Raw genomic sequence first — 25725 nt, forward strand, 5'->3', positions numbered from 1 at the left:
TCAACAAGCCGAGGCCCAATCCGCAGCCCAGCAACACATAGGTTTCCATTTCGTGCCTCTGAAAACGTGGCAACGCCGACGTCGGTATCAGCGTACGCGCAGCAAAGCCGGTCGCATATCGTCCGCGCTGTCGGTCGGAGCGGGTCGGAACGATACGCCGGGTCTGCGAATACTACGCGTTGCAGCTTTCAGAACGCATGCGCGATCGACGGCTTGATTGCGTGCATGCCCGTGCAGGCGGCAGACGATCCGCCGTGCCGAAATGCGTCCGACTTCCAGATCATCCGCGACGCTGCGATGAGCACGAACTGCAGAGCGACCATCCTGGGCGATATCTTGTCCTGCAGCGGGCGAATCAGCCCCATGCCGGCATTCGCCGGCAGTTCAATATAATTCAAGTCGATTAGCCGCTTCATGCGTGGCATACATACCCCCGAACAAGGAAACTTGATGACGCTTGCGCAGTTGCAGGCCCTGGCCGCCGTGGTCGAACTCGGCTCGCTCACGGCCGCGGCAGACCGGCTCAGCCGCAGTCAATCCGCGATCAGCCATGCGCTCACGGAGCTGGAAGACCTCACGCAGGTCAAGCTGCTCTGGCGCGACCGGCAGCCGGTCGTCCTGACGGCTGCCGGCGAACGCCTGTGGCCGTATGTCCAGAGCGTGGTGCGGGAAGCGCAGATGCTGCGCCAGCAGTTCAGCCTGTCGCGCGGCAAGCTTGAAGGGAGGCTGGTGGTCGCGTCGCTGCCGAGCGTGTCGCTGGCGTTCGTCGTTCCCGCGCTCGAGGCGTTGAAGGAGATGCACCAGGGCGTGTCGGCGGTGCTGCTCGAAGGCACGGACAGCGAAGTCGAAGGGTGGATCGACGACGGGACGGCCGACGTCGGTGTGGTCGCCGGCACGAAGACGTTCGCGCACAACCTGCCGCTACTCGATGAGGATTTCGTCGCGGTAGCGGCCGACGACATGTTCGTCGGTCGCAAGAGCGTGTCGGCCAGGCAGTTGGCCGCGGCGCCGTTCATCTTCTCGAAGGCGGGATGCGGGCCGGTGATTACGGATTACTTCGCGCGCGGCGGCGTGCCGCTTCGCGCGGCATTCAACGTCGTCGAGATGCGCACCATCCTGTCGATGGCGGAGGCTGGCATGGGCGTGTCGATCGTGCCGCGCATCACGCTTACGTACACGCCGTTCGGCGGCCGTGTGCTGGAACTGTCGCCGCGGCTGCATCGCTCCGTGCGACTGGCGTGGAACACCGCGGGCAATGCGGTCACCGACGAGTTCGTGCGGCTCGTCGATGCGCAACGTGCGAAGGCGGGAAAGACGACCCGGACGCGCGCGAAAAAAGGCCGGTAGCAACCGGTAGGCACGATGCACGACGCTCATGGGGCGCTTGCAGTTTATTCATGCCGACGATGATCGCGATGCAATATATTGTTCGGACATCGTTGTCGTTGCCCTGAAGGAGTGTTCCGTGCCGGCCTTGCCCACCCTGTTTGCGTTCGGACTCGTGTCGCTCGGCATGGTGCTGACGCCTGGACCGAACATGATTTATCTGGTTTCGCGCTCGATCTGCCAGGGCCGCCGCGCCGGGCTGATATCGCTCGGCGGCGTCGCACTGGGATTCGTGTTCTACATGGTGTGTGCGGCAGTGGGCATCACCGCGCTGGTGATGACCGTGCCGTACGCATACGATGCGCTGCGCTTTGCCGGCGCGCTGTATCTGGCGTACCTGGCGTGGCAGGCGCTGAAGCCGGGCGGGCGCTCCGCGTTCCAGGTCCGGCAGTTGCCGCACGACAGCCGCGTCAGGCTGTTCACGATGGGCTTCGTCACGAACCTCGCGAACCCGAAGATCGCGGTGATGTATCTGTCGTTGCTGCCGCAGTTCATCGTGCCGGGGCACGGCAGCGTGCTCGCGCAATCGCTGGCGCTCGGCTGCGTGCAGATCGCGGTGAGCGTCAGCGTCAACGCGCTGATCGCCTGCGCGGCCGGTTCGATCGCGGGCTTTCTCGCGGGGCGGCCGCTGTGGGCGGCGGTTCAGCGCTGGTTGATGGGGACGGTGCTGGCCGGGCTGGCCGTGCGGATCGCGCTGGAATCGCAGAGGTAGCCCGCCGGCCGCGGTTCGGGGCATGGCCGACCGCTGCGTTCGGGCCTTCCGTCGACGGCGCCGGGCATCGTTATCCGTGGCAGTTACCTTCGGTTGCCTTACCGATCGGCACGGGCGCGGCCTCGTCACGACGCCGGCTGCGCGTCGCGAGCCAGCACAGGATCGAGCCGCCGCACACCATCGATGCGCCTTGCCAGAATTCGATCGACAGCGGCGCATGCAGCAGCGTGGCGGCGAGGGCGGCGGCGAGCACCGGCGTGAAGTACGATGCGCCGACGATGACCGTCACGTTGCCGTGCATGATGCCGGTGTTCCAGGCTGCGTAGCCGAAGCCGAGTGCCGACGCCGCCAGCACGAGATACACGATCGCGCGAAAACTGAACGTCATGCCGCCGCCGCCTTCGATCGCGAACTTGATCCAGAGCACCGCGGCGACCAGCATGAAGAACGGCGTGACGCCGTTCTTGCCGTTGGCGATGCGCGCGGTCACCGTGCAATAGGCGGCCCAGATCAGCGCGCCGAACAATGCCAGGCCGTAGCTCAGCGGATTGTCCGCGACGTTGCGCAGCATGCCGGCGGGATCGAGCCCCTGGTCGCCGCCGAGCACCCAGCAGATGCCGAGCATCGACAGCAGGACGCCCGGCACGACCAGCAGGTTTGCGCGCTGCCGGTTGAATACGATGGCGGCGATCAGCGTAAGGCTCGGCCACAGATAGTTGACCATCGCGACTTCGATCGCTTGCCGACCGTTGCTTGCATAGCCGATCGACAGCGCCAGGCACAGCTCGTACGACACGAACAGCAGCCCGCCCCAGAGCAAATAGTTTTTCGGGAAGCGGCTCAGGTCGGGGAAGCCGATCGAGAACAGCAGCAGCACGGACGCTACCGTATAGATCATCGCCGCGCCGCCGGTCGCGCCGAGGCTTTCGCTGACGCCGCGCACGAGCGCGACCACCGACGCCCATAACAGCACCGCGCCGAGCCCGACGAGCGTTGCCTTGTTCTTGCGTTTCATGCTTGCTGCCTGTTTCAATATGCCAGTTTGATTTCGGATGATTCGGCTCGGCTGCACGAGGTACGAGCACGCTTTCTCGAAGGGGACCTTGCTGACCATCGTATCGATACGGTGCTCGGGACCGAGAGGGTGATCTCCGTTCGCGTATGTGCATGCCGATACGCTGCAGCAAGTCGTCCTTGGCGTCCGCATGGACGCTCAGCCGGCCGACGCCGAGGGGTTATCGCCCGCGTTTCAGAGCGCGCCGTTGACGATGTACTGCGCGACTGCCGGATTCTTGCCGCCGCACTCTAGCACGATGCGCTTCAGGTTGGAGTCGGCCGAGTGCTCGAGGAACGTGCGGTCAGGGCTCACGTGCCGGTGCGGGTTCGGCGGATACGGAGCGGGGAACACGCTCGATCATGTCGACCGGCGACCGGGTATAGTCGCGAGGCTGTTGTCGCAGGCATCGAACTTCATCAAACCACCGAGCGAGAGGCCGCCTTGTATCGTCCAATGTGCCTATTTTCCGCATCATTTGCAGTCATCGCGCATGCCGACGCGCCGTACGTCACCGCCGCCGCCGACGACGACGTGCGCCTTGGAGAATGACGCCATGAAGGAAGTGCCGTATTTCTCGCAGTGGGAATCCAGGCACCTGGTTTCCCGGTTCGTGTCCAGGGAACTGCGCTCGGAAGATGACCCGTTGTGGCATCGATCGGGCGCCAGCAGCCCGGAAGAGTATGCGCAGTGGAGTCCGAACATCTGCGGCATCGCGTGCCTGAAGATGCTGCTCGCGCACCGTTCGAACAGGATCGTGCCGTTGCTCGAACTGGTCCGCGAAGCCATCGGGTTCGGCGTCTACCGGCCGGAGCTCGGCGACACCGGCAAGCGTTTGCACTACCGCCCGTTCGTACGCTGGGTGGGCGAGCGATACGGTATCGCCGGCGATGTCGTGGAGGGCATCGATTCGGCTGAGCTCGAACCGAAGCTGCATGACGGGCACATGCTGATGGCGTCTGTGCACCCGGGTATCCGGCACGACGGCTTCGAGCCGCCGTCGCGCGGTGGGCATCTGGTCCTTGTGTTCGGTGCGAACCGCAACACGGGCGACTGGCTGTTCCACAACCCGTCCGGGTTCGACGTGCGCACGCAGCAAAACGTGGCGATGCCGCGTGCGACGTTCGACCGGTACTTCGCGAACCGCGGCATCCTGATCGCCCCGTAACGTTGCATGCGCAACGAGCCGGGTGATCGAAGCGGCAGGCGCCCGCTGCAGGGCGCCCGCCCAATCACCGCTCGCGCCGCTTCTTGCTCAACTCGATCGTCTCGAACAGCTCGTACTGCGCGGTCGGATGCTGGTCGGCGCCCGGCGCGTGGTAGTAGCGCATCGTGATCGTCGTGTGGCCGCCCGGCTTGCCCGGGTCGTGGTCGAACACCGCGATCCCGTAGCCGGTGCCCGTATCGCGGCGCGCGGACCAGATCGCGTCCTCGAGCGCATCGGCCGGCTGACGCACGAACGTGTTCGGCGCGGTGCCCGGCACCGGCCGGTTCGGCTTCGTGAACACCTTCGCCTGCGCAAAGCCGGTCGACGGGTTTTCGCCGTACACGTCGAGCGGCGCGCTGGTGCCGCCGCCACCGAGGATCAGGTGGATCGTGCCGTGGCTCGTGTCGAACTTCGTGCGGTCCGGGTCGTTCGAGCCGACCGGGCGCGGCTGCAGCGTCTCGACCACTTCGCCGGTCTTCGCATCGACGCCCGCGCGGTGATTGCAGCCGCGGACCGGGTAGCTGCGCTCGTAGTCGTGATCGTGGCCGCACAGCACGAGGTCGACGCCGTAACGGTCGAACAGCGGCAGCCACGCTTCGCGAATGCCCTTGTCGGAGCCGTTGCCCGTTTTCGACGAACTGAGCGCGTCCTGATGCATCTGCACGACGATCCAGTCGATGTCGTCGTCATGCGCGGCATGACGCAGGGTGCGTTCGAGCCAGCGCGTCTGCTCGCCGTTGCTGTAGCCGCGCACGTAGAACGACGTGCCGGGCTCGATCGGCGGGCGGCCGGTGCTCGCGGCCGGCACGAGCGGCGCCGGGCCGCCGACGAACGCGGCGGCATCCTGGTACACGACGTCGTCGGCGTCGAGCGACACGAACAGCACGGAGCTTACGCGGAAGCTGTACCAGCGGCCCGGGAAGTGCGTGCCGTTCTCCGGCAGCGTATAGCGTGCGAGGTACGAGTCGAGCCCCTGCGGACCGTTGTTGAATTCGATCTCGTGATTGCCGGGGCACGGCATCCACGGGCGGTTCGCGGCCGACGTCTGGTTGTTGTTGCCGAAATCGCGCCACACCTCGGGCTGGTGCGCCGGGTTCAGGTTCGCATAGCAGAGGTCGCCGTTCAGCAGGTGGAACAGCGGCTGGAACTGCTCGACGGCCTGCACCGCGAAGCGGCTCTGCGGCGACGACAGCACCCACGCGCCGTTCGGCGTCGCGAGATCGCCGTAGCTCGTGAAACGGAACGGCGCCCGGCCGCGTGGGGCGGTCGAGAAATTCGCGGAGAACGGCTGCGCGGCGTTGCTGTCGTTGTCGGCCGTGATCTCGTAGCGGTAGCGCGTATCAGGTTTCAGCCCGTGCACGCGGGCGTGGTACGCGAACACGGTCTCGCCGTTCAGGCCGTCGGTGTACAGGCGCTGGACGCCGTGCAAGGTGCGCGCCGGCTCGCCGTCGGCGACGATGCGCGCGCGCGGATTGACGGCCGGGGCGAGCGACGCCCACGAGATCACGACTTCGGACGTCGGGTCGTTGCCCCACGTCAGGTGAACCTGCTCGGGCGTGCCGTCCGGATTCGACGCGGCGGCGCGGGCGGCCGCGAGCCCGCCGGCAGCGGTGGCGAGGCCGGAGACGCCGGCGAGTTTCAGGAAGCCGCGACGCGACACGGAGGCGGCCGGCTCGTTCGGCTGGTCAGGGAAAGTGTCCTGGTTCGACATGGTCGGTGTGTTCGTTTGATGGGGCGCGAGGGGGAACCGCGGGGCCATGCGCAAGCACGGCCGGGGCGTGGGCCGGAAACGAGCGGGATCCCGGTCGCCTGCATTGTCGAAGGGCAGTTTTGCCGCGTTGTGACAGTACCGCAACCCCGCATGCGTGGCGGCCGATACGTACGATCGCGCGTCGCGCGCCGCCAGTCGGCATCGACGCCGCGGCGGCCCCCGAAATTTATTCGCCGATATCGCGACGGATTTCTTCTGCCTGCTCCGTTTAATGCATGAATGACCGCCACCGGTCGATGCCAGTTATTTCGGAGTCTTTCATGAAACTTTCTGTTCCATTGCGATGGGCCGCCGCAGGCATGGCTGCGCTCGCGACGTCCGCCGTATTCGCGCAGGCCGTGATCGTCGCGCCTTATGCACCGCCGCCGCCGCGCGTCGAAGTGATGCCGGCGGCCCGTGCGGGTTACGTATGGGATCAGGGGCACTGGCACTGGCGGCAAGGCCGTTACGTATGGATTCCGGGCCACTGGCAGGTCGTGCGCGTCGGTTACCACTGGGTGCCCGGGCATTGGGACGCGCGCGGCCCGGCCTGGCGCTGGGTTCCGGGCCACTGGGCCTGACGTGCACGCCGCCGCGCGGCACGCGAGGCCGGCGCAGCGGATTTTTCACGCAACATCATGAGTCGAAGCGATGCCCTTTCGAACCATCGTGATACTGGCGGCCGCAGCCATCGTGCTGGCCGGCTGCGTCGTGGTGCCGGCCCGTCCGGTGTATTACCGGCCCGCGCCGGTCGTCGTATATTGAGCGCGCCGGCCGACGGTCGCGCGGCCGGCAGACAGGGTCGACATGCGGCGCGGACCGGATGTCGATGAAACCGACACGGCCGACACCGTGTGCGATGCCGGGCGCGACGCACGCGGCGATGCCGAACCGTCGGAACTGCCGGCATGGCGCCGTCCGGCGATGGCCCGACGCATGCAAGGAGAGCACGACGATGAGCTTCAGCCGGGCGGTGGGGATACCTGCCGTGAGAAGGCGGCGCCCGCGCGCCGCGCGACGGAGCAGGCGGCGTTGAACGATCGCGGCGACCGCGATCCGGACGCGGAACTCGTCGCGCGCGTCGGCGCGCGCGATGCATCGGCGGTGCGCGTGCTCGTCGCGCGCAAGCTGCCGCGGCTGCTCGCATTGGCGACGCGCATGCTCGGCGACCGGAACGAAGCCGAGGACGTCGCGCAGGAGACGTTCTTGCGAATCTGGAACCAGGCGCCGCGCTGGCGCGAAGGCGAAGCCCGCTTCGACACGTGGTTGCATCGCGTCGTGCTGAACCTGTGCTACGACCGGTTGCGCGGCCGCCGCGAGGAGCTCGTCGAAACGCTGCCCGACGTGCCGGATACGCAGCCGGAGCCGGCCGCGCATGCGGAACTGCGTTCGCGCGACGCACGCGTGCGACAGGCGCTGGCCGCATTGCCGCCGAGGCAGCGGGAAGCGCTGGTGCTCCAGTACTATCAGGAAATGTCGAACGTGGAAGCGGCCAACCTGATGGGCATCACCGTCGATGCGCTGGAAAGCCTGCTCGCCCGTGCGCGGCGCAACCTGCGCGCGCAACTGGCCGGCGACCCACCTAGCGAGGACAAGCGATGACACCCGAACGATTCCGTACCATCGTCGCCGCGTACGGCTCGGACGCGCGGCGCTGGCCGCAAGCCGAGCGCGCGGCGGCCGAAGCGTGGGCGCAAGCACATCCGCGCGACGCATTGGAAGCACTCGACGAGGCGGCCGAACTCGATGCGTGGCTGATGCAGGACACGGTCGCGCCGCCCGCGCCGGCGCTGGTCGAACGTATCGTCGCCACGGCGCCCGCGCCGCAACGCGCGCGAAGCCGCGGCAGAGTGTGGTGGTCGGGCGCCGCGTTCGCGGGCGTCGGGCTGGCCGGCGCGCTTGCCGGTGCGGTCGCCGTGTCGATGCTGATGCTCGGCAGCGCGCCGATCGCGCAACACGAACCGGGCTACCTGACGACGACCTTCGGCGGCCCGAGCATCGACGGAGCCGACGAATGAGCGAACGCAGCTGGAAATTCATTCTCGTCGGCTCGGTCGTGTTGAATGTGTTCATGCTCGGCGCGATCGGCGGCGGCGCGTATCAGTGGTTCTCGACTCACCGCGACCTGCATGCGGCGGGCACGCCCGCATCGCGCACCGCGTTGCGTTTCGCCGCCGACGAATTGCCCGATGCGCGGCAGCGCGAGTTCGCCGCCGCGTTGAAGGCGGCGCGCAAGAGCGGCCGCGATTTCGCGCGGGAAGGGCGCGACGGCCGGATCACCGTGCTCGACCTGCTCGCCGCGCCGCAACTCGATCGCGCGGCGATCGATGCGGCGCTCGACCGCACGCGCGCGGCCGACACCGCGATGCGGGCACAGGTCGAGCGCAGCGTCGTCGATTTCGCGGCGACGCTGACACCCGACGAGCGCGCGAAGTTCGTCGACGGGTTGCAGCGCAGCGGCAACTGGCGTTTGCCGCCGAAGCTGCAGAAGAAGCCGGACGCATCGGCGAGCGAGTAAGCCGACTAAACCACGCGGGCGGCATGCGATCCGCATGTCGCTCGCGCGTCATGCGTGTGCCGGTTCCGGTGAATCGCGCGGTCGTTCTCCATTGACGATGCCTGCCGCCGCGCGGCGAGAACCTTCCGCCCGGCGTTCCCGCGATCAAAAAGAATATTTTCCTTTCCCGCGACGGATTTCCCGATGTGCTTGCGTTGAACGTGAGTACGCACCGCAAGAGAGCCCGTCATGGACCACCCGAACGACGCCACGCCGGCCGCGATCGCGCTGAACCGCTTCGGTCTCGGCGCACGCGCCGACGAAGTCCCGCCCGCCGATCCGAAAGCGGCACTCGTCGCGCAATTCGACCGTTACGACGCACGACCCGCCGCATGGGCCGGCGAACCGGACGCAATCACGCTCGCCACGCGCTTTGCCGATGCACGCAACGCGATGAAGGGCGACGACCCGGCCGCGAAGCGCGCGACCGAGCAATCGATCCGGCGCGACGGCTACGACGCGTATCGCAGCGCCGTCGCCGCGCGCATGAACAGCGCACTGACCACGCCCGCGCCGTTCGTCGAACGTCTCGTGCATTTCTGGGCGAACCATTTCGCGGTATCGGTCGACAAGGGGCAGGTGGCTGCGTACGCGGGCGCATTCGAACGCGACGCGATCCGCCCGCACGTGCTCGGCCGTTTCGAGGACATGCTCGTCGCCGTCGAGCAGCATCCCGCGATGCAGGTGTTCCTCGACCAGGCGCGCTCGGTCGGCCCCGACAGTCCGGCCGCGCTGCGTGCGCAGGCACGCAATCCGGCGGCGAAGCGCGGGCTCAACGAGAACCTCGCGCGCGAAATCACGGAACTGCATACGCTCGGCGTGCGCACCGGCTACACGCAAGCCGACGTGACGGAATTCGCCCGCGCATTGACTGGCTGGAGCATCGCCGGCGGGCGCGGGCCGCAACCGGGCGATGCGGCACCCGGCGCATTCGTGTTCCGCCCGAACCTGCACGAACCCGGCACGCGCACGGTAATGGGCCGCACCTACGATCAACCGGGCGAAGCGCAGGCGCACGCAATCCTGCACGACCTCGCGCGATCGGAGGCGACGGGCCGGCACATCGCGTTTCAGCTCGCCCGTCATTTCGTCGCCGACAACCCGCCGCCCGCGCTGACCGACCGGCTCGCGCGCGCATTCGACACGAGCGGTGGCGATCTGCCGACCGTCTATCGCGCGCTCGTCGACGCGCCGGACGCGTGGTCGCCGGTCGACCGCAAGTTCAAGACACCGTGGGAGTGGGCCGTATCGTCGCTGCGCGGGCTCGGCTGGCGGGACACAGGTGATCTCAAGGCCGCGCCGCTGCTCGCGCAGCTCGGCCAGCCGGTGTGGCGGCCGGGCTCGCCGGCCGGCTATGACGACGTCGCCGCGAGCTGGGCGGCGCCCGACGCGCTCGTACGCCGCGTCGAGATTGCGCAGCGTCTGGCCGCGCGCACGGGCGACCGGCTCGACCCGCGCACGCTCGGCAACACGCTGCTCGCCGGTTCGCTGAGCGCGCCGACCGCGACCGCGCTCGCGCGCGCCGAAAGCGCGACGACGTCGCTCGCGCTGCTGCTTGTCTCGCCCGATTTCCAACGGAGATGATCATGGCACTGTCCCGCCGACAATTCCTCAGCGTCACCGCCGCCGGCGCGGGCGCGATCCTCGTCGCGCCGCGCATCGTATTCGCGAACGTCGAGACCGACCGGCGCTTCGTGTTCGTGATCCAGCGCGGCGCGGCCGACGGCCTGAACATCGTCGTCCCGTATGCGGAGCCCGCGTATGCGTCGCTGCGTGGCCCGCTCGCGATCGACACGGCGGCGGCAACGCGGCTCGACGGCACGTTCGCGCTGCATCCGTCGCTCGCGCAGACCGCGCAGCTGTACCGCGACGGTCAGGCGCTGTTCGTCCATGCGATCGCGTCGCCGTATCGCGACCGCTCGCATTTCGACGGCCAGAACGTGCTCGAAACGGGCGGCCGTGCGCCGTACCAGGTGAAGGACGGCTGGCTGAACCGGCTCGCCGCGCTGCTGCCGGCGACGCGCGACAACGCGATCGCATTCGCGCCGACCGTGCCGCTCGCGCTGCGCGGCACGGTGCAGGCCGCGTCGTATGCGCCGTCCGGCTTGCCCGCCGCGCCGGACGATCTGCTCACGCGCGTGTCGGCGCTCTACGAAGCCGACGCGCAGCTCGGCCCGTTGTGGCAATCCGCGATAGAAGCACGCGGTCTCGCCGGCGATGCGCATGCACGGCAGGACCCGGCCGGCGTCGGCAAGCTCGCCGCGACGTTTCTCGCGCGTGACGACGGCCCGCGGATCGCGATGATCGAGACGGGCGGCTGGGATACCCATAGCGCGCAGAACGCGCGGCTCGCGAATCAGTTGAAGGCGCTCGACACGATGCTCGCCGCGCTGCGCGACGGCCTCGGGCCCGCGTGGCAGCAGACCACGGTGCTGGTCGCGACCGAGTTCGGCCGCACGGCCGCGGTGAACGGCACGGGCGGCACCGATCACGGGCAGGCATCGGTCGCGATGCTGGCGGGCGGCGCGGTCTCGGGCGGGCGCGTGATCGCCGACTGGCCGGGGCTGCGCCCCGGCGATCTGTACGAAGGGCGCGACTTGAAGCCGACCGCATCGCTCGACGCGCTGATCGCGGGCGCGGCCGCCGACAGCCTGCGGCTCGATCCGCGCCGCACCGCGTCCGCATTGTTCGAGGAAAGCGGCCCGGCGCGGCCGATGAGCGGTCTGATTCATGGGGTCGCGTGATGCGGCGCAAGCCCGCGCTCGGCCCGCTCAACTCATTACACAACAGGGAGAATCGACAATGAAGATCCGATCCGTTTCGCTCGCCGTATTGGTGAGCGCGAGTGCCGTGCTGATGTCCGCCTGCGTGGTCGAGCCCGTGCGGCCGCCGCAGCCGGCGCCCGTCGTCGAGGTGGCGCCGCCACCGCCCGCTCCCGGCTATCGCTGGGCGAAGGGGCATTACCGGTGGGCCGGCAATCACTGGGCGTGGGTGCCGGGGCACTGGGTTGGCGTGTACTGACACGGCAAGCGTACCGACGTGCTGCTATGCGGCTAAATCAACCTGCCGGTGGCAAGCGACCGTGCTAAATGCCGCAGCAACGGCGGCCTCTACCTCGCACGCTGAGCGGCGCAACGCAGCCTAGTCCCACCCGATCCGGTGCTTCTCCTCCGTCTCGCGATGGCGCCAGTCATCGTCCGCATGAAGATACTGACTCGTCGTCGTGAGCGATACATGGCCGAGGTTGTCGCGCACGAGCCGCAGGTCGACGCGGCCGTCGGCCATGTGCGAGCCCGCGCTGTGGCGCAGCCAGTGCGCGGACGCCTGTTCGAGCACGCGCGCCGCCTGCTCGCCGGTTTCGCCGTTCGCGCGCAGCCGGCCGGCCGCGTGCCGGAACACCTGCTTCACGATGCGGTGCAGCGCTGCGCGCGTGAGCGGCTTGCGCGCCTGACCGAACGGCAGCACGAGCGGCGTCGGCTCGCCGTCGAGCGGTAGCGCGGGCAGGCCGTGCGTGCGCCGGTAGCGCGCCAGCTCGGCCATCATCTCGTCGGTGGCCGGCACGAGCCGCTGCCGGCCGCCTTTGCCCGTCACGTCGAGCCACCAGCGTTCGTGCCCGTTCGCATCGCGCCGGCAGAAGAATTGCCCCATCGTCGTATCGGCCGCCTCGGTGATGCGCAGCCCGCCGAGATACAGCAGCGTGAAGAGCCAGCGCGCGCGATCAGCATGGAAGCACGCGCGCGCATCGTCGCGCGGCATCGCGGCGATCGCGTCCTTCACCGATTGCCACAACGGCTGCCCGAGATGGCGCGTGACGCGCGGCGCGGGCCGGCGCTGCCGCTGTCGCGACAACGCGAGCGGGTTGCCGGCCAGATAGCCGGCCTGTACGAGCCACGAGAACATCACGTTCAGGATCACCAGCGCCTGCCGCTGGCTGGCTGCCGACAGCGGCCCGTAGAACGGTCGCCAGCGCGGATCGTCGCGCGGATGCTTGCGGCCGCCGTTCGCGCACCACAGCTCGGCCGGCGTGGGCGCGAGCAGGAATTGCCGGTAGACGACGAGATCCTCGTGCGTGAGCGACGACAGCGGCTTGCCGCACGCGATCACGGCCCAGAGCAGCAGGCGCTCGGCTTCCTTGCGGTAGTTCTGGAACGTGGTCGGCGTATCGACGAAGCGCGCGAGCCACGCGCGCACCGCGTCGAGGTCGTTGGTCGCGGCGATCTGCGGATGCGCACTGCCCGAGCGGTTGGTGCCCGTACGTCCGTCGAGCGCGGCCGGCACGACGAGCGTATCGATCGGCAGCGGGCGCAGCGCGGTGTCGGACGAGGCGGATGAGGTCATGCGAAGGAAATGTGCTGCGCGAACCGCGCGGGCGTGGCCGGCGAACGAAGGCAGTGCGTCGAAGCGTAACGGGAAGCGCCGATGGTACACGATCGCCACATGGTGATGCCGCCGTCGATGGCGATCGGCTGGCCGATGACGAAGCGCGCGGCGGAACTGGAACACGCTAACGTATCGGCTCGCTCGCGACATCACTTGAGTGAGAGTGGTCGAACGCATCCTGTAAGGTGTTTGTGAACTTTCTCGCCGGGCAGTTCGTCTAATCGGCCCTCCAACGCTCCCAGAGGAACAACAGATGATTCGTCACTCCAGAACGCTGCTCGGCGCGGCCGTCATTGCCGGCAGCATGCTCGTCGCCGGATGCCAGACCGATGCGGCGGCCACCGCGCCGAATGCCACGCGTCCGGCCGACGGCAAGCCCGTGACCAAAACCGTCTACGTCGCGCCGCAGTCCGCGCGCTGCACGGGCGTCGCGCCGATGGAGTGCCTGCAGGTACGCAGCAGCCCGGGCGAGCCGTGGAGCCTGTGGTATGCGGGCATCGAAGGGTTTGCGTACCAGCCCGGCTACCTGTACACGCTCGAAGTCGACGAGTACCGCGTCGCGCAGCCGCCGGCCGACGGTTCGTCGATCCGCTGGGTGCTCAAGCGCGTCGTCGAGCGCCGGCAGGTGAACTGACGGGCGCGATCACGCGGAAGGCCGCGCCGTCGCCTTGACCGGCGGCGCGGCCGTATCGATCCGCCGGAACACGACGGACGACAGCAGCGTCACCACGCCCATGCACGCGAACGACAGCATGAACCCGTGCGCCATCGAGCCCCGATAGGCGGCGAACAGGTTGACGAGCCCGCCGCCGATCGAGACGCCCAGCCCCATCGCCAGCATCTGCATCATCGTGAACAGGCTGTTGCCGCTGCCGGCGTCGGCATGCGACAGCCCCTTGAGCGTCACGCCGTTCATCGCCGCGAACTGCATCGAATTCGCCGCGCCGAACACGATCAGCAGCACACCTTCCAGCACCGGCGCGGGCCGCGCCGACACCAGCGCGAACCCCGCGATCGCGCAGCCGACGATTCCCGTATTCACGACCAGAAACGCCGCATAGCCGAAGCGCTTCACGAGCGGCGCGATCCACCGTTTCGCGATGACGCCCGCGATCGCGGCCGGCAGCATCATCAACCCCGATTGCAGCGGCGTATAGCCGAGCTGCACCTGCATCAGCAGCGGCAGCATGAACGGCACCGAGCTCGTGCCGATCCGGCACAGCAGGTTGCCGAGCAGCCCCGAGCCGAAGTTCGGCTCGCGGAACAACCCGAGCCGGAACAGCGGCTGCGTGCGTCGCCGCGCATGGGGCAGGTACGCGAGCGCGCTCGCCAGGCCGAGCCCGGCGAGCGCGGCCGACCACGCGGCGCGGTGCGTGGACATCGGCGGGTCGATCGCGAGCGACAGCGCGATCATCGCGGCCGAAAGCAACGCGCAGCCGACGAAGTCGAACGGCGGCGGTTGCGTCGCCTGGTCGTGCGGCAGGTAGCGCTGCACGGCGATGAAGCCGACTACGCCGACCGGCACGTTGACGATGAACACCCAGTGCCACGAGATCGCCTGGGTGAGCCAGCCGCCGAGCGTCGGCCCGACGATCGGGCCGAGCTGGCCGGCGATCGACACGAACGCGATCGCCGCGACGTACTGTTCGCCCGGCACGCGGCGCAGCACGGCGAGCCGCCCGATCGGCAGCAGCATCGAGCCGCCGATACCCTGCACGGCGCGTGCGACGACGAGCTGGCCGAGCGTATGCGACGCCGCGCAGCCGATCGACGCGAGCACGAACACGAGGATCGCGACCGAGAACACGCGGCGCGTGCCGAACCGGTCGGCGAGCCAGCCGGAGGCCGGCGTGAGCATCGCCATCGTCAGCGTGTAGACGACCACGACGGGCTGCATCGCGAGCGGCGACGCATGCAGGCTTTGGGCGATGGAAGGCAGCGCGGTGTTGACGATCGTCGTATCGAGCGACTGCATGAAGAACGCAGCGGCGACGATCCAGAGCAGCACGGAATGTGTGGGTTCCCGGGACATGGCGAAATGGGTGGTGCGAAAAGCCCGGCGCGTGCCGGACTTCGAGCGCTCGATGGTACCGATTCCGGTGGTCATCGGGAAGGGGTATCACGGAGCGCATCGAGGACATGTTCATCGTCGGTGGTTTCAACCGCCCCACGACAGAGATCGAGCGGCTGTTCGCCGCGCATCCGCTAATCGGACCGGCTGCGCGGGTGGGCGTGCGTGCCCCCGACAAGATGCTTGCGCACGCATCGGTATTCACCCTGTCTCGTTACGCGGGATAGCGCATCGGCGTCGCGTGCGACCGGTACGAGGTCGCACTTTTGCAACGCTTTTTCAACGTATCCATCGGCGCACGCTTGATCGCAACGGCGACCGGCGTGCGCTGACGGCCGTCCAGCCTCTTTCCGCCTGCATGGTGCGATCGACGCCCGATGCCGACGATCGCGTGTTTCGGCGTCGCGCGCCGAATACGGATACGTTCCTGAAACATTTCCCGTCAATTGCGATTCCCGCCACGACCCGTCCCGACGGATGGCGCTTTTTCCGCCTCGGTCAGCGCCGCATGGCACGCGCTTTGCGGTTCACCCGATGCCGCCGGCGCAGACGGATTTCGCCAGAACGATCCGCGCCTCCGCGGCATGTAACGACATCGAAACAAACGGGGAATCGGATCGGGTCGCGCGCGCCGTGTGCCACGGTGCATGCGCAGCGCATGTCGTATCGGTCATGCGCACGGCGCAACGCGTCCCCGGTCCGTCGAACAGCAAGCGTGCTTGCAAGGTGTCGTGCCGGGGTTCGCATCGCGCATCGCGACGAAGGTCGCATGTACGTCGCGTCGCGCCCGGCACATGTCGGGGGAGGCGCCCGTGAAAACGATAGTGAATCAATGGGCAGCGGTCGCGGTGGTGTTCGCCGCGAGCGCGCACGCGCAGGAAATCTACCTGCAGGGCGGCACGCAGGGCGTCGGCATCGGAGCGGCCGTGAGCTTCAATTCGATGCTGGGCGCGCACGCGGATTTCAACGCGATCAATCTGACGCATGACTTCACGGTGGCCGGCAACCGCTATCAGGACGACCTGAAGTTGCGCCAGGGCGGCATCTATGCCGACATCTTCCCGTGGCGAGGCAGCGGCTTCCGCGCGACGCTGGGGCTGCGCTTCAACGACGACGAACTTCACGGCGTGTCGGTGCCGACCAACGGAACCTACGTGTTCGGCGGCAAGCGCTATCCGGCGCTGCCGGGTATGTACGCGGTCGCGCAAGCGCGCTATCCGACCGTGATGCCGTATGTCGGAATCGGTTACGGGCATCGACCGGCGTCGAAAGGGCTCGGGTTCGTCGCCGATATCGGCGTCGCATACGGGATACCGAAATGTTCGTACACGCTGTCGCCGGAACTTGCCGCGGCGGCCGGACCGGCGAAGAGCCAGGTGCTGGTCGCGAGCGGGCTCGATTCGCTGCGGCAAATGATGTCGCGCTATCGGTGGTATCCGGTCCTGCAGATCGGCATCTCGTATCGCTTCTGAGCCTTGAACCGAGGTGGGTCACAGCGTGACGGTTTGGCGCTCGCGAACGGGCTCGGCCGCTCGGCGTGCCGGGCGTGCGTCGTTGCGTCTTGCGATGAACGGATGCTCGACGTAGCGGTAAGTCAGCAGCGCGCACAAGACGGCAACCAGCGCGCATGCCAGCGCGAGCGCCCAGATGCCTGAATCGCCGGCGGAATTGATCGGGAAAACGAACTTGTCGACTGCGTGGACGATCATGTACACGATCACCATGTGGATCATGTAGATGCTGAAGCTGGCGGTGCCGAGCAACGCGAGCGGCCGGGTCCTCAGTACACCGTAGAACGTATTCCCGCATGCAATGCAGAGAAACACCGGAAGCAGCGGCAGCGCGCCTTCGATCGAATAGCGTTCGGTCGGGGACGGAGACAGCGCGAGAATCAGCAGCGCGACGGTCGCCGCCGGTTTCGTGGCGAGCCGCGCGCAGATCGCGGGGTGCCGCGACACCTCGTAGGCCACGGCGCCGAACGCGAACAGCAGCGCCATGCCGCCGGGCGGTCCGAACAGCGCCGCACAGGCCGAGACGATCGCGAGCGCGAGCAGTTTGCGCCACGCACGTGTGGCGACGAACCACGCGAGAAACGGAACGGCGACGTAGAACCGCCATTCGTACGCGAGGGTCCACCAGACGCCGCTCAGATAGGGTGTTCGCTCCGCTCCGTTGATCGGGAACGCGCCGAACCAGCCGAGCGAAACGGCCTTGAGCAGGTCTGCCAGCAACCGCGTCGGTGCGCCGACGGCGTTGCCGGGAAACCAGTAAAGCGTGCAGGCGACGATGACGGCCGCGTAGAACAGATAGAGCGGCGCGAGGCGTCGCACGCGCCCGACGAAAAAGGTCCGCACGTCGAGCGTGCCTCTGCATGCGCGTTCCCAGAACAGCAAGCCGGTGACCATGAAGAACATCGCGACCGGAATCGTCCCGAGATTGCGCAGGAAATCGGTGCCGGCCCCCCAGACGCCGGTCGACAGCAACGCCTGGTTGCACGCGAAGTGATGGAAGACCACGGAGGTGGCCAGGATGCCGCGGAAACCGTCGAGATTGCGATAGCGCATCGACAGCGACTTGTCGACGGCCGACCGATAGAACGGCACGTGTCGGGCGACGAGCCACGCGATGATCGCCACGGCCGCAAGGCATGCCGGGAAGTAGAGTTTGTCGGGTGTCGGGGAGAACAGGGTTTGCAGGGCTGGCGTAACAAAGTCCACTGAAGAGCGTCTCGTGTCTTGGATCGGGATTTCAGGCACGGATGGTCCGCGTCGATGCAAGGTCTTCTGCGCGCTTCGCACGGCGTTCGATCGCCGGTCTTGTGATCCGATGGTATCAAACGATCGCGACCGCCGCGGCCCGGTGTGCAACACGATGTTTCAGCGTGAATCGGTGCGATGTCCGTGCTCGCTGGTCATGTCGTCAACGGCGCTCGGGCCGCAAATCCTGTTCCTTGCCGGCCGAACATGCGTCGTGAGCGATGCGCTTGATGGCCATTCGGCCGGCTTCCCCATCGTCCCGCTCCGGCTTACCTTGAGCGACAGCAGTTCGATGCGTCGGGCCAGTGGCGGAACGTGGATGGCTTCATGCCGTCCGCGGCGGCTGGCTTACGCCGACTCCAGGGTCCGTCCGGTCACGAAGGTGATAGCAATGCTTGCAATTTACCTTCGTGGCGCTATCATTGATAGCAAATCTGGATGGAGGTACTCATGGCAAATCTTCTGGTGCGTAACGTGGATGACACTATCGTTCAAAGCCTGCGCGAGCAGGCGGCGGCCAATGGCAGGAGCGCCGAGGCCGAACATCGAGCCATTCTGGCCGAAGCGCTCGGCCGGCCGAAGCGGCGGACATTTGCTCAAGTGCTGATGAGCATGCCGGAGGTGGGCGAGGACGCGGATTTCCAACGTGTTCAGGATTCAGGCGAGGTCAGGCGTGTTTTTGATTGATACGAACGTCATCAGCGAAATCAGGAAGGGCAAGCGAACCAATCGCGGCGTGCGGGCGTTCTTCAGGCAGGCCGAAGCCGACGCGAGCCCGCTTTACCTGTCCGTCGTGACGGTGGCCGAGTTGCGGCGCGGCGTCGACCTGATCCGTCATCGCGGCGATCATAGCCAGGCGTCGGCGCTCGAGGCCTGGATCGCGATGATCCTGTCCGGCTATGCGCCGAATATCCTGCCGGTCGATATCGAGACCAGCCAGATGTGGGGGCATTTGCGGGTGCCCGATCCGACGCACGAACTCGACAAGCTGATCGCGGCCACCGCGCTGATCAACGATCTGACGGTCGTCACGCGCAACGTCGACGATTTCGCTCGCACGGGCGTCCGGTTGCTGAATCCGTTCGACTAGCGGCGCGGCAGCGGCTGGCCATCGCGCGAGGTCAGGGGAGGCAGGCTGGCGAGCGACGTATGGCTCCCGTAGGTAGTTCGGCGCGACCGCCACCATTCATGCTCGGTACCGAATGCATCAGAGCCGCAGTAAAAACGCGCAAGCCGGCGGAAAATCAGGGACATATCGAGACGGGCTCCATTGGCCGGCAACACTTGCCGCAGAAGGCGCAGGAGCATTTGCGCTTGTGCGCCGCATCAAAATAACTTGACGAAACGGCCGCTACCGCGTAGTGTCCGAGACCGAAGTCGTCAAGAAGTTCGATTGCTCATCATTGGCCGCACACCGTGCGGCAGTCGTTGGTCTCTCCCTCTTTGATTCTTTCTGTGCCCGTCGCGGGCGCATGTTCAATTATTTGTATTAAGGAAGTATTTGTGGATACCGGTACCGTCAAGTGGTTCAACGAAACCAAGGGCTTTGGTTTCATTTCCCCGGACAACGGCGGCGACGATCTGTTCGCCCATTTCTCGGAAATTCGCGGCACGGGCTTCAAGACCCTGGCCGAAGGCCAGAAGGTCAGCTTCGAAGTGAAGCGTGGCCCGAAGGGTCTGCAAGCGTCGAACATCACGCCGCAGTAAGCCGCATCGGCATCGGTCGCCAAGCGGCGGCCGCTGCCGGATGGAGTATCGCGCGGGGCGCCGCTTGACGGCGGCCGGCGCGTTCCGATGCGCACGACCGATGCATCGCGACATTCACGATGCATCGGTCGTGACGCCTCCCTCATCGCATGCCTGAACAGCATGCGACGCAACGCCCTCGTGACACGCACGCCGTGTCGCGAGCGCATCACCGCTTCAACGCATCAACCCGAGCAGACCGCCGCCATGCCTCAGCTGGCGCGGTCCCGACTTGCGCGGCGCTGCTGGCGTCGCAGCCACTGACCGCCCGAACGCCGCAACGCGCCGGGCTCCGATCGCAAGACAGGCCCGAGGCCCGTCTGAACGAACCGATCCCGGCTGCCTGCCGGCCGCCGTCCCGTTTGCGGGAGCCGGCGCCGGGCAGTCGCCGCGGCCGCGGTCAATCACCTTGTCTGGAGGAATTGGTTTGGCAAAAGAAGAACTGCTGGAACTGGACGGAATCGTCGACGAAGTGCTGCCGGACAGCAAATATCGTGTCACGCTGGAAAACGGCGTTGTGGTTGGCGCGTACGCGTCGGGCCGCATGCGCAAGAACCACATCCGCATTCTCGCGGGCGATCGCGTGACGCTGGAACTGTCGGTGTACGACCTCACCAAGGGCCGCATCAACTTCCGGCACAAGGACGCGAATTCCCCGCGTCCGCCGCGAAGCGGGCAGCCGCGCCGCTAAGCGGCCACGACCGGGGCGCCTCGACGCGTACCGATCGACACCTGTCCGGCCCATGGCCGGACGAACCGGATGAGCGGCGCACGGTGTGCCGTTCGTCGGTCGCCGGCGGCGCCATTGCGTCGCGGCGGCTTCTTCTGCTTCTCCCGCCTTTACCGGCGCCGCGCGTGTACCACGCTCAGGCGGCCGCGTCCTGCAGAAAATCCTCGATCACCATCGCGAAATACGGCGGATATTCCTGCGTCGGGTAATGCCCGCAATTCGGTATCGTCACGAGCCGCGCGTTCGGATGTCGTGCGCTCGCGGTTTTGCCGCAACTTGGCATTGGCCCAGCGCGCCGACAGGCCCCGTCACGAGCCGCACACGCGGCGAAGCGCATCGTCGTCCGCACCGGCCAGCGACTGAGCGCATGCGCTACGACGCTGTCCACCTGCGGCTTTACGCACGAGCTGGCGCGGCCGTACACTCGTCGGCAATTCGCGGCCCGTGCGTGGTTTTCAATCCATTCAGTGCTTTCAGCGGGCCAACGGTCGTGCCAGCCCGACGTTCGTCGCGCGACGCCAGGAGGCGCCATGAGTGCAGACGCAGCCCCCGCATCCTCGCCGGTTCAGGATCGCATCCAGCACGTGTTCGTGCTGATGCTCGAGAACCGTTCGTTCGATCACCTGTTCGCCCTGTCGGGCATCGCCGACATCGTCGCCGCGTCGCCCGGCAACAGCAACGCGTACGGCGGCACGGCCTATCCGTTCGGCGGCGGCGCGCCTGACCGGATGCCGACCGATCCGTGTCACGAATTCGCCGACGTGCTCGAACAGCTCTGCGGCCCGGGCAGGCCGTTCGTGAAAGGGCAGCCTTATCCGAACATCGACAACTCGGGGTTCGTGTCGAACTACGCGACGTCGCATTCCGAGGGCGCACCGCCGCAGCCGGCCGACGCGGCCAAGATCATGCAGGGCGTTGATGCCGCGGCGCAAGTCCCGTCGTTGTACGCGCTCGCGAATGCGTTCGCGCTGTGCGACGCGTGGCATGCGTCGATGCCGGGGCCGACCTGGCCGAACCGTTTCTTCCTGCATGGCGCGTCGTCGGCCGGGCTCGACCATTCGCCGACCAAGGAGGAAATGGCCGGATGGGATACGCTCGACGGCTTCCACTATCCGAAGGCTTCGATCTTCGATTCGCTCGGCGACGACAACTGGCGCATCTACCAGGACCAGTCCGGCGACCCGCTCGGCCACGTGCCGCAGGTCGCATCGCTGAAGGGCATCAGTTTCTTCGACGTCGATGATCTCGCGCATTTCGAAGCCGATCTCGCGGCCGGCTACACCGCGCGCTACACGTTCATCGAGCCTGGTTATGGCGACATCGTGCATGGCACTTACCGGAACGGCAGCTCGCAGCACCCGATGGACGGGCTGGCCGGCGGCGACCAGCTCGCCGCGCGCGTGTACAACGCGATCCGCAACTCGCCGGTATGGAACAGCAGCCTGTTCGTGATCCTCTACGACGAGCACGGCGGCTTCTACGATTCGGTCGGGCCGGGCATCGCGCCGCCGCCCAACGATGGCGCACCCGCGACGCTGAACGCGAGCGGCTTCGGCTTCGACGTGTACGGCGTGCGCGTGCCGGCGATCGTGATTTCGCCGTGGGTCGCGGGCGGGCAGGTCGATCACACGCCGTATGACCACGCGTCGGTGGCCGCGACGCTCGAGCGGCTGTTCGGCCTCGCACCGCTGACTGACCGCGATCGTCTCGCCAACGACCTGCTCCGGCTCGTCACGGCGACGTGCCGGACGGATTGTCCGCAAAGGATTGGAACATGAGTACCGCCCCGACTCCGGACCCGCGAGATGCGCTGCCCGTACGCGACGGCACGAGCCTGATCGCTTATCTGCACATCCTGAGGAAAGCGCATGCGGCGCTCGTCGGCCAGGACAGGGCGCATCAGCGCTTCAGCGAGATCGTCACACGCGGGCAGGCGCGGCAGTACATCGAGGAACTGATGCCGGTGCTGTTGCACAAGCGCGCCGAGCATCGGGCGCGCAAGCATGGCGGGAAGCATCGCTGAATGAAGGGGCGCCGTGCATGCCGGGCACGCATGGGACGCGTCATGCCGCCCATTGCACGCTGACTGCCGATACCGCCGCGCCCGTCAATTGAACAGCCGCGCCGGCGAACGCGCAGGCCGGCGGCGCGTGCGGCGATCAGCACCGACACCGACGTACCGCGCGGCGTGCTGCTTGCGCGGGCATGCCGGCACGTGTCGTGAGGCAACCGAGCGACGCGAAGTATGCCGTGCGTGCGCGGCGATGTCGCGAATCCGCTCGCCGCTGTCGGGATCGACGATCAGTGCGATCGTGTCTTGTTTCGTCATGGTGGTCCGCGTTGCCGCTGCGAGATCGATGTCCTTTTACGCGTGCCGGTCGATCGGGTCCATACCGGATCGATTGCGTCACGCATCGCCATTGGCTTAAGATCGCCGGGAGATCATCCCACGCCTTCAGCGTCAATGAAAAAGAGCATAAGCCTGCGGGTCGCCGTCATCGCTTCGGCCGTTGCCGTGTACAGCGTCTACATGCATATCCAGCAGCTGATCAGCGGCTGCATGTGGGTCAGGGGCCATCAGCGCTGCAGTTTCGAAAACAGTACGAATTTCCAGGGACTGATGGATCTGGACCTGATGATCACCTGTTGCTGGGTCGCCGCGGCGGTGGTCGGGTGGATTTCCGTTGCGCAGGGCACGAAAAAGCCGGGTTGACGGCGTCACGCGCGTCCTCTTGGACGAGTACGACATGACCGCTCGATCAGGCTGACTCTGTCAATCCGTGACAACGCGCATTCGCTGAGGAGCGGAGACGATGCGCTCGATGCATTCGCGCCCGAATGCCCGACTTCGTTGCCGGCGGACGAGATGATGTTGATCTCCGGCGAGAGGCGTTGCATCGCGCGCCGCGCGAAGGGAGGTTCCCGTGCAATTTCCGACAGGATCGGTGGTCGCGCTCAGTTCGGCTGCGGCGACGATGTTCTCGATGGGCATGCTGTTTCTCGGCTACTGGGGGTTGCACGAGGCGCTGCCTTGGCGATTCGGCGACTACGTCGTGATCGTGCCTGCGCTGGCGGGGTTCGCGTGCCTGGCCAGCGTGCCGTTTCTCGCGACGTCGCCGATGAAAACACCCGACGACGAGTCGCGAATGTTCGTCGCGCGGCGCGTGTTTCTGTGCGGCGCAGGCGCGGTGTGGTGTGCGATCGTCGCATCGCTGATCGTATGAGAACAGGCTGGCGGGACGGTTTCAGGAACAGCCCCGCGAACGCATCCCGAAACGTCTTACGTGAGGCCGCAACGCGCGGTTTTCGCGCCGCCATTCCCGCTTTGCTTTCCCTCATCCCGTGCACTAGATTCGAAGCGTTCGTCCGTTTCAGCGCGCGAGGTGGAGCCATGACGCCGTGGGAAATTCAGGGAACCGAAATGATCAGTTGCAATTGCTCATACGGTTGCCCTTGTCAGTTCAATGCGCTGCCGACCAACGGCAACTGCGAAGCGATGGGGGCGATTTCGATCGACAGCGGCCACTACGGCGACGTGGTGCTCGACGGCGTCAGGATCGCGGTGGTGTTCCAGTGGCCGGGCGCCGTGCACGAAGGCAAGGGCCAGTGCCAGCCGATCGTCGACGAGCGTGCCAGTCCGGCGCAGCGCGATGCCGTGCTGAAGATCATGACCGGTCAGGACACCGATCCATTCGCGACGATGTTCTCGGTGTATGCGTCGACGCTCGAGCACGCGTTCGATCCGATCTTCACGAAGATCGATTTCGACGTCGATGTCGATGCGCGGCGCGGCCGGATTCACGTGGATGGTGTGTTCGATGCGGCCGGCGAACCCATCCGCAATCCGGTGACGGGGGCCGAGCATCGCGTGCGCATCGACCTGCCGCACGGTTTCGAATACGAGCTGGCCGAGATCGGTTCGGGCACGGGGCGCTCGCAGGGCAACATCGCGCTGAATCTCGACGGAACCTATGCGCAGTTCGCGCGGCTGCATCTGAACAATCACGGGCTGATCCGGCATCGCGCCGCGGCATGACGCCGTTCGACACCTGGTTCGCGCGCGAGCGGGCCGTCACGCTGCTCGGCATGGCCGCGCTCGTGGGGCTGTGCTGGTTCTATCTGTGGACCGGCGCGGGAACCGGCATGTCGGCGCGGGAGATGACGACCGTCGCGCTGTTTCCGCATCGGCTGGCGGACGGCATGGGCAGCATGGACCCGTCTCTGCCGACCGTGATCGCGATGTGGTGGGTGATGATGATCGCGATGATGACGCCCGGCGCGGCGCCGCTCGTGATGCTGTACCGGCGCGTGCTGCGGCAGCACGGCGACGGGGCGGCGGGATCGGCGTTCACGTCGGTCGCGCTGCTGGCCGGCTATCTGACGACATGGCTGGCGTTCTCGATCGGCGCGGCGTTGCTTCAGGCGCTGCTGCAGCCGGCCGGGCTGATTTCCGCGATGATGCTGTGGTCGAAAAGTGCGCTGCTTTCCGCGATCGTGCTGGCGCTGGCCGGACTCTACCAATTCTCGCCGCTGAAACGTGCGTGCCTGCGGCAATGCCGTGCGCCGGCGGCATTCCTGGTCGCGCACTGGCGTCCGGGCGTTGTCGGCAGTTTCCTGCTGGGTGCGCGGCACGGCATGGTTTGCGTGGGCTGCTGCTGGTTGCTGATGGCGCTGCTGTTCGTCGGCGGCGTGATGAACGTCGTATGGATCGTCGCGTTGTCGCTGTTCGTGTTCGTGGAAAAGGTGCTGCCCGGCGGCGATCGTATCGGCCGTGTGCTGGGGGCCGTGCTGATCGCATGGGCCGGTGTGACGTTGATCGTGTGATGCGTAGCGCCGACTGGCGGGGGAAACGCGCCGGGCCCGACGGGAGACGCTCGATGAAAACCTGTTTTCGCGCCGTCGTCGTGTCGTGCGCGATGGCGATCGTTGCGACGTCGGCGCTCGCGAGTGGCGACATGTCCGGCATGAAGTCAGCCGACACGACCATGTCGGTGCCGGATACGAAGCTGACCGATGCCGAAGTCAAGGAAATCGACGCCGGCCGCCAGTTCGTGACACTGACGCACGGTGCCCTCGACAACATCGGAATGCCGCCGATGACGATGGCGTTCAAGGCCGGCGACGCGGCGATGATCCCGTCGCTGCATGTGGGCGACAGGGTCCGGGTTCGAGTGGAAAACGTCAACGGCACACTGACGATCGTGAAACTGGTGAAGCGACCGTGACGACTATGTGGCCCGTGTACGGATGGACGACGTCGGTTTTTCCTGGTTCGTGCTACGTAACGCAGGGCCGGTGTTACGTCGGCGTTATCGGAATGCCAGAGTGGACCGCGCCTCGAGGCACGATCTGCACGTGATGCGCCATGCCGCGCAG

The 25725-nt window shown here is 66.9% G+C and carries 32 protein-coding genes; 24 read left to right on the top strand and 8 right to left on the bottom strand.

Annotation, left to right across the window (positions count from 1 at the left end; genetic code table 11):
• Positions 1-188 precede the first annotated feature (188 nt).
• Positions 189-425 (bottom strand): hypothetical protein, encoded by a 237-nt coding sequence (locus tag BLS50_RS18110; protein ID WP_412668063.1) that lies wholly within the window; start codon positions 423-425, stop codon positions 189-191.
• Positions 426-450: 25 nt separating this feature from the next.
• Between BLS50_RS18110 and BLS50_RS18115 the strand changes: the two genes are divergently transcribed.
• Together BLS50_RS18115 and BLS50_RS18120 are read left to right on the top strand one after the other, a co-directional pair.
• On the top strand, positions 451-1347 hold the full coding sequence (locus BLS50_RS18115) for a LysR family transcriptional regulator (protein WP_074803169.1): 897 nt from the start codon (positions 451-453) through the stop codon (positions 1345-1347).
• Positions 1348-1465: 118 nt separating this feature from the next.
• Positions 1466-2098, top strand: a complete 633-nt coding sequence (locus tag BLS50_RS18120) for a LysE family translocator (protein ID WP_006478951.1) — start codon at positions 1466-1468, stop codon at positions 2096-2098.
• A gap of 70 nt (positions 2099-2168) precedes the next feature.
• On the opposite strand, the gene yddG is transcribed toward BLS50_RS18120, so the two are convergent.
• Both yddG and BLS50_RS36555 read right to left on the bottom strand, forming a co-directional pair.
• Positions 2169-3113, bottom strand: coding sequence for an aromatic amino acid DMT transporter YddG (gene yddG / locus BLS50_RS18125; RefSeq protein WP_143028353.1), 945 nt, complete (start codon positions 3111-3113; stop codon positions 2169-2171).
• A gap of 234 nt (positions 3114-3347) precedes the next feature.
• Positions 3348-3506: a hypothetical protein gene (locus BLS50_RS36555; protein ID WP_154585745.1), complete on the bottom strand. Its 159-nt coding sequence runs from the start codon at positions 3504-3506 to the stop codon at positions 3348-3350.
• A 139-nt stretch (positions 3507-3645) separates the two neighbouring features.
• On the opposite strand from BLS50_RS36555, the gene BLS50_RS18130 reads away from it, so the two are divergent.
• Positions 3646-4320, top strand: coding sequence for a C39 family peptidase (locus tag BLS50_RS18130; RefSeq protein ID WP_218133159.1), 675 nt, complete (start codon positions 3646-3648; stop codon positions 4318-4320).
• Between the two features lie 64 nt (positions 4321-4384).
• On the opposite strand, the gene BLS50_RS18135 is transcribed toward BLS50_RS18130, so the two are convergent.
• The gene (locus BLS50_RS18135; RefSeq protein ID WP_074803176.1) at positions 4385-6070 is read right to left on the bottom strand and encodes a purple acid phosphatase family protein; all 1686 of its coding nucleotides are present in this window, start codon (positions 6068-6070) and stop codon (positions 4385-4387) included.
• 320 nt (positions 6071-6390) lie between these two features.
• Here BLS50_RS18135 and BLS50_RS18140 point away from each other — a divergent pair, with 320 nt between their 5' ends.
• From BLS50_RS18140 to BLS50_RS18170, 7 genes are all read left to right on the top strand, one after another.
• Positions 6391-6690: a YXWGXW repeat-containing protein gene (locus BLS50_RS18140; protein ID WP_023477095.1), complete on the top strand. Its 300-nt coding sequence runs from the start codon at positions 6391-6393 to the stop codon at positions 6688-6690.
• A gap of 226 nt (positions 6691-6916) precedes the next feature.
• On the top strand, positions 6917-7711 hold the full coding sequence (locus tag BLS50_RS18145; RefSeq protein ID WP_074803180.1) for an RNA polymerase sigma factor: 795 nt from the start codon (positions 6917-6919) through the stop codon (positions 7709-7711).
• Positions 7708-8127, top strand: coding sequence for a hypothetical protein (locus BLS50_RS18150; protein ID WP_011547626.1), 420 nt, complete (start codon positions 7708-7710; stop codon positions 8125-8127). The genes BLS50_RS18145 and BLS50_RS18150 overlap by 4 nt, the downstream gene beginning before the upstream one ends.
• Positions 8124-8627, top strand: coding sequence for a periplasmic heavy metal sensor (locus BLS50_RS18155; protein WP_011547627.1), 504 nt, complete (start codon positions 8124-8126; stop codon positions 8625-8627). Before BLS50_RS18150 ends, BLS50_RS18155 begins: the two co-directional genes overlap by 4 nt.
• Positions 8628-8855: 228 nt before the next feature.
• A complete protein-coding gene (locus BLS50_RS18160) occupies positions 8856-10250 on the top strand; it encodes a DUF1800 domain-containing protein (protein WP_074803183.1) in 1395 nt (464 codons plus the stop codon).
• Between the two features lie 2 nt (positions 10251-10252).
• Complete coding sequence (locus BLS50_RS18165) at positions 10253-11410, top strand: DUF1501 domain-containing protein (RefSeq protein ID WP_074803186.1); 1158 nt, start codon at positions 10253-10255, stop codon at positions 11408-11410.
• A 58-nt stretch (positions 11411-11468) separates the two neighbouring features.
• The gene (locus tag BLS50_RS18170) at positions 11469-11687 is read left to right on the top strand and encodes a YXWGXW repeat-containing protein (protein WP_011547630.1); all 219 of its coding nucleotides are present in this window, start codon (positions 11469-11471) and stop codon (positions 11685-11687) included.
• Between the two features lie 120 nt (positions 11688-11807).
• On the opposite strand, the gene BLS50_RS18175 is transcribed toward BLS50_RS18170, so the two are convergent.
• Complete coding sequence (locus BLS50_RS18175) at positions 11808-13004, bottom strand: tyrosine-type recombinase/integrase (protein WP_074806490.1); 1197 nt, start codon at positions 13002-13004, stop codon at positions 11808-11810.
• 295 nt (positions 13005-13299) lie between these two features.
• Between BLS50_RS18175 and BLS50_RS18180 the strand changes: the two genes are divergently transcribed.
• Positions 13300-13680: a DUF4377 domain-containing protein gene (locus BLS50_RS18180; protein ID WP_011547632.1), complete on the top strand. Its 381-nt coding sequence runs from the start codon at positions 13300-13302 to the stop codon at positions 13678-13680.
• Positions 13681-13689: 9 nt separating this feature from the next.
• Here the strand turns inward: BLS50_RS18180 and BLS50_RS18185 are convergent, their stop codons facing one another.
• Entirely contained in the window at positions 13690-15078 is a 1389-nt protein-coding gene (locus BLS50_RS18185; RefSeq protein WP_074803189.1) for a DHA2 family efflux MFS transporter permease subunit, read from the bottom strand.
• 107 nt (positions 15079-15185) lie between these two features.
• Between BLS50_RS18185 and BLS50_RS35975 the strand changes: the two genes are divergently transcribed.
• A complete protein-coding gene (locus BLS50_RS35975) occupies positions 15186-15344 on the top strand; it encodes a hypothetical protein (RefSeq protein ID WP_176934229.1) in 159 nt (52 codons plus the stop codon).
• Here BLS50_RS35975 and BLS50_RS35980 read toward each other — a convergent pair.
• On the bottom strand, positions 15332-15553 hold the full coding sequence (locus tag BLS50_RS35980) for a hypothetical protein (RefSeq protein WP_176934254.1): 222 nt from the start codon (positions 15551-15553) through the stop codon (positions 15332-15334). The two genes, BLS50_RS35975 and BLS50_RS35980, sit on opposite strands and share 13 nt — an antisense overlap.
• A gap of 358 nt (positions 15554-15911) precedes the next feature.
• Here BLS50_RS35980 and BLS50_RS18195 point away from each other — a divergent pair, with 358 nt between their 5' ends.
• A complete protein-coding gene (locus BLS50_RS18195; protein WP_080486939.1) occupies positions 15912-16589 on the top strand; it encodes a hypothetical protein in 678 nt (225 codons plus the stop codon).
• An 18-nt stretch (positions 16590-16607) separates the two neighbouring features.
• Here BLS50_RS18195 and BLS50_RS18200 read toward each other — a convergent pair whose 3' ends face one another.
• Entirely contained in the window at positions 16608-17834 is a 1227-nt protein-coding gene (locus tag BLS50_RS18200; RefSeq protein ID WP_027807309.1) for an acyltransferase family protein, read from the bottom strand.
• A 489-nt stretch (positions 17835-18323) separates the two neighbouring features.
• Between BLS50_RS18200 and BLS50_RS18205 the strand changes: the two genes are divergently transcribed.
• The 11 genes from BLS50_RS18205 (at position 18324) to BLS50_RS18265 (ending at position 25574) form a co-directional block, all read left to right on the top strand.
• On the top strand, positions 18324-18560 hold the full coding sequence (locus tag BLS50_RS18205) for a FitA-like ribbon-helix-helix domain-containing protein (protein ID WP_069618041.1): 237 nt from the start codon (positions 18324-18326) through the stop codon (positions 18558-18560).
• Positions 18547-18963: a type II toxin-antitoxin system VapC family toxin gene (locus BLS50_RS18210; RefSeq protein WP_175833721.1), complete on the top strand. Its 417-nt coding sequence runs from the start codon at positions 18547-18549 to the stop codon at positions 18961-18963. Before BLS50_RS18205 ends, BLS50_RS18210 begins: the two co-directional genes overlap by 14 nt.
• A gap of 413 nt (positions 18964-19376) precedes the next feature.
• Positions 19377-19580, top strand: coding sequence for a cold-shock protein (locus tag BLS50_RS18215; protein ID WP_006483056.1), 204 nt, complete (start codon positions 19377-19379; stop codon positions 19578-19580).
• A 466-nt stretch (positions 19581-20046) separates the two neighbouring features.
• Entirely contained in the window at positions 20047-20310 is a 264-nt protein-coding gene (gene infA, locus BLS50_RS18225) for a translation initiation factor IF-1 (RefSeq protein ID WP_006483034.1), read from the top strand.
• A gap of 569 nt (positions 20311-20879) precedes the next feature.
• Positions 20880-22127: an alkaline phosphatase family protein gene (locus tag BLS50_RS18230; protein ID WP_074803201.1), complete on the top strand. Its 1248-nt coding sequence runs from the start codon at positions 20880-20882 to the stop codon at positions 22125-22127.
• On the top strand, positions 22124-22372 hold the full coding sequence (locus BLS50_RS18235) for a hypothetical protein (RefSeq protein WP_011547641.1): 249 nt from the start codon (positions 22124-22126) through the stop codon (positions 22370-22372). The genes BLS50_RS18230 and BLS50_RS18235 overlap by 4 nt, the downstream gene beginning before the upstream one ends.
• Before the next feature lie 441 nt (positions 22373-22813).
• Positions 22814-23062 (top strand): hypothetical protein, encoded by a 249-nt coding sequence (locus BLS50_RS18245; protein WP_006478971.1) that lies wholly within the window; start codon positions 22814-22816, stop codon positions 23060-23062.
• A 211-nt stretch (positions 23063-23273) separates the two neighbouring features.
• Positions 23274-23573, top strand: coding sequence for a hypothetical protein (locus tag BLS50_RS18250; protein WP_011547642.1), 300 nt, complete (start codon positions 23274-23276; stop codon positions 23571-23573).
• 167 nt (positions 23574-23740) lie between these two features.
• Positions 23741-24385 carry a DUF1326 domain-containing protein gene (locus tag BLS50_RS18255; RefSeq protein ID WP_074803203.1) on the top strand — a complete coding sequence of 215 codons (645 nt, stop codon included), beginning with the start codon at positions 23741-23743 and terminating at the stop codon, positions 24383-24385.
• Positions 24382-25173: a DUF2182 domain-containing protein gene (locus BLS50_RS18260; protein WP_074803206.1), complete on the top strand. Its 792-nt coding sequence runs from the start codon at positions 24382-24384 to the stop codon at positions 25171-25173. Before BLS50_RS18255 ends, BLS50_RS18260 begins: the two co-directional genes overlap by 4 nt.
• A 53-nt stretch (positions 25174-25226) precedes the next feature.
• The gene (locus tag BLS50_RS18265) at positions 25227-25574 is read left to right on the top strand and encodes a copper-binding protein (RefSeq protein ID WP_074803209.1); all 348 of its coding nucleotides are present in this window, start codon (positions 25227-25229) and stop codon (positions 25572-25574) included.
• Positions 25575-25725 lie beyond the last annotated feature (151 nt).

The organism is Burkholderia orbicola (assembly GCF_900100915.1).
GTDB lineage: Bacteria > Pseudomonadota > Gammaproteobacteria > Burkholderiales > Burkholderiaceae > Burkholderia > Burkholderia orbicola.

Coding starts and splice junctions, on each gene's coding strand:
- BLS50_RS18110 (WP_412668063.1), bottom strand. CDS start 425: ATGCCACGCATGAAGCGGCTAATCGACTTGAATTATATTGAACTGCCG.
- BLS50_RS18115 (WP_074803169.1), top strand. CDS start 451: ATGACGCTTGCGCAGTTGCAGGCCCTGGCCGCCGTGGTCGAACTCGGC.
- yddG (WP_143028353.1), bottom strand. CDS start 3,113: ATGAAACGCAAGAACAAGGCAACGCTCGTCGGGCTCGGCGCGGTGCTG.
- BLS50_RS18130 (WP_218133159.1), top strand. CDS start 3,646: ATGCCGACGCGCCGTACGTCACCGCCGCCGCCGACGACGACGTGCGCC.
- BLS50_RS18135 (WP_074803176.1), bottom strand. CDS start 6,070: ATGTCGAACCAGGACACTTTCCCTGACCAGCCGAACGAGCCGGCCGCC.
- BLS50_RS18140 (WP_023477095.1), top strand. CDS start 6,391: ATGAAACTTTCTGTTCCATTGCGATGGGCCGCCGCAGGCATGGCTGCG.
- BLS50_RS18145 (WP_074803180.1), top strand. CDS start 6,917: ATGCGGCGCGGACCGGATGTCGATGAAACCGACACGGCCGACACCGTG.
- BLS50_RS18150 (WP_011547626.1), top strand. CDS start 7,708: ATGACACCCGAACGATTCCGTACCATCGTCGCCGCGTACGGCTCGGAC.
- BLS50_RS18155 (WP_011547627.1), top strand. CDS start 8,124: ATGAGCGAACGCAGCTGGAAATTCATTCTCGTCGGCTCGGTCGTGTTG.
- BLS50_RS18160 (WP_074803183.1), top strand. CDS start 8,856: ATGGACCACCCGAACGACGCCACGCCGGCCGCGATCGCGCTGAACCGC.
- BLS50_RS18165 (WP_074803186.1), top strand. CDS start 10,253: ATGGCACTGTCCCGCCGACAATTCCTCAGCGTCACCGCCGCCGGCGCG.
- BLS50_RS18170 (WP_011547630.1), top strand. CDS start 11,469: ATGAAGATCCGATCCGTTTCGCTCGCCGTATTGGTGAGCGCGAGTGCC.
- BLS50_RS18175 (WP_074806490.1), bottom strand. CDS start 13,004: ATGACCTCATCCGCCTCGTCCGACACCGCGCTGCGCCCGCTGCCGATC.
- BLS50_RS18180 (WP_011547632.1), top strand. CDS start 13,300: ATGATTCGTCACTCCAGAACGCTGCTCGGCGCGGCCGTCATTGCCGGC.
- BLS50_RS18185 (WP_074803189.1), bottom strand. CDS start 15,078: ATGTCCCGGGAACCCACACATTCCGTGCTGCTCTGGATCGTCGCCGCT.
- BLS50_RS35975 (WP_176934229.1), top strand. CDS start 15,186: ATGTTCATCGTCGGTGGTTTCAACCGCCCCACGACAGAGATCGAGCGG.
- BLS50_RS35980 (WP_176934254.1), bottom strand. CDS start 15,553: ATGTTTCAGGAACGTATCCGTATTCGGCGCGCGACGCCGAAACACGCG.
- BLS50_RS18195 (WP_080486939.1), top strand. CDS start 15,912: ATGTCGGGGGAGGCGCCCGTGAAAACGATAGTGAATCAATGGGCAGCG.
- BLS50_RS18205 (WP_069618041.1), top strand. CDS start 18,324: ATGGCAAATCTTCTGGTGCGTAACGTGGATGACACTATCGTTCAAAGC.
- BLS50_RS18230 (WP_074803201.1), top strand. CDS start 20,880: ATGAGTGCAGACGCAGCCCCCGCATCCTCGCCGGTTCAGGATCGCATC.
- BLS50_RS18235 (WP_011547641.1), top strand. CDS start 22,124: ATGAGTACCGCCCCGACTCCGGACCCGCGAGATGCGCTGCCCGTACGC.
- BLS50_RS18245 (WP_006478971.1), top strand. CDS start 22,814: ATGAAAAAGAGCATAAGCCTGCGGGTCGCCGTCATCGCTTCGGCCGTT.
- BLS50_RS18255 (WP_074803203.1), top strand. CDS start 23,741: ATGACGCCGTGGGAAATTCAGGGAACCGAAATGATCAGTTGCAATTGC.
- BLS50_RS18260 (WP_074803206.1), top strand. CDS start 24,382: ATGACGCCGTTCGACACCTGGTTCGCGCGCGAGCGGGCCGTCACGCTG.
- BLS50_RS18265 (WP_074803209.1), top strand. CDS start 25,227: ATGAAAACCTGTTTTCGCGCCGTCGTCGTGTCGTGCGCGATGGCGATC.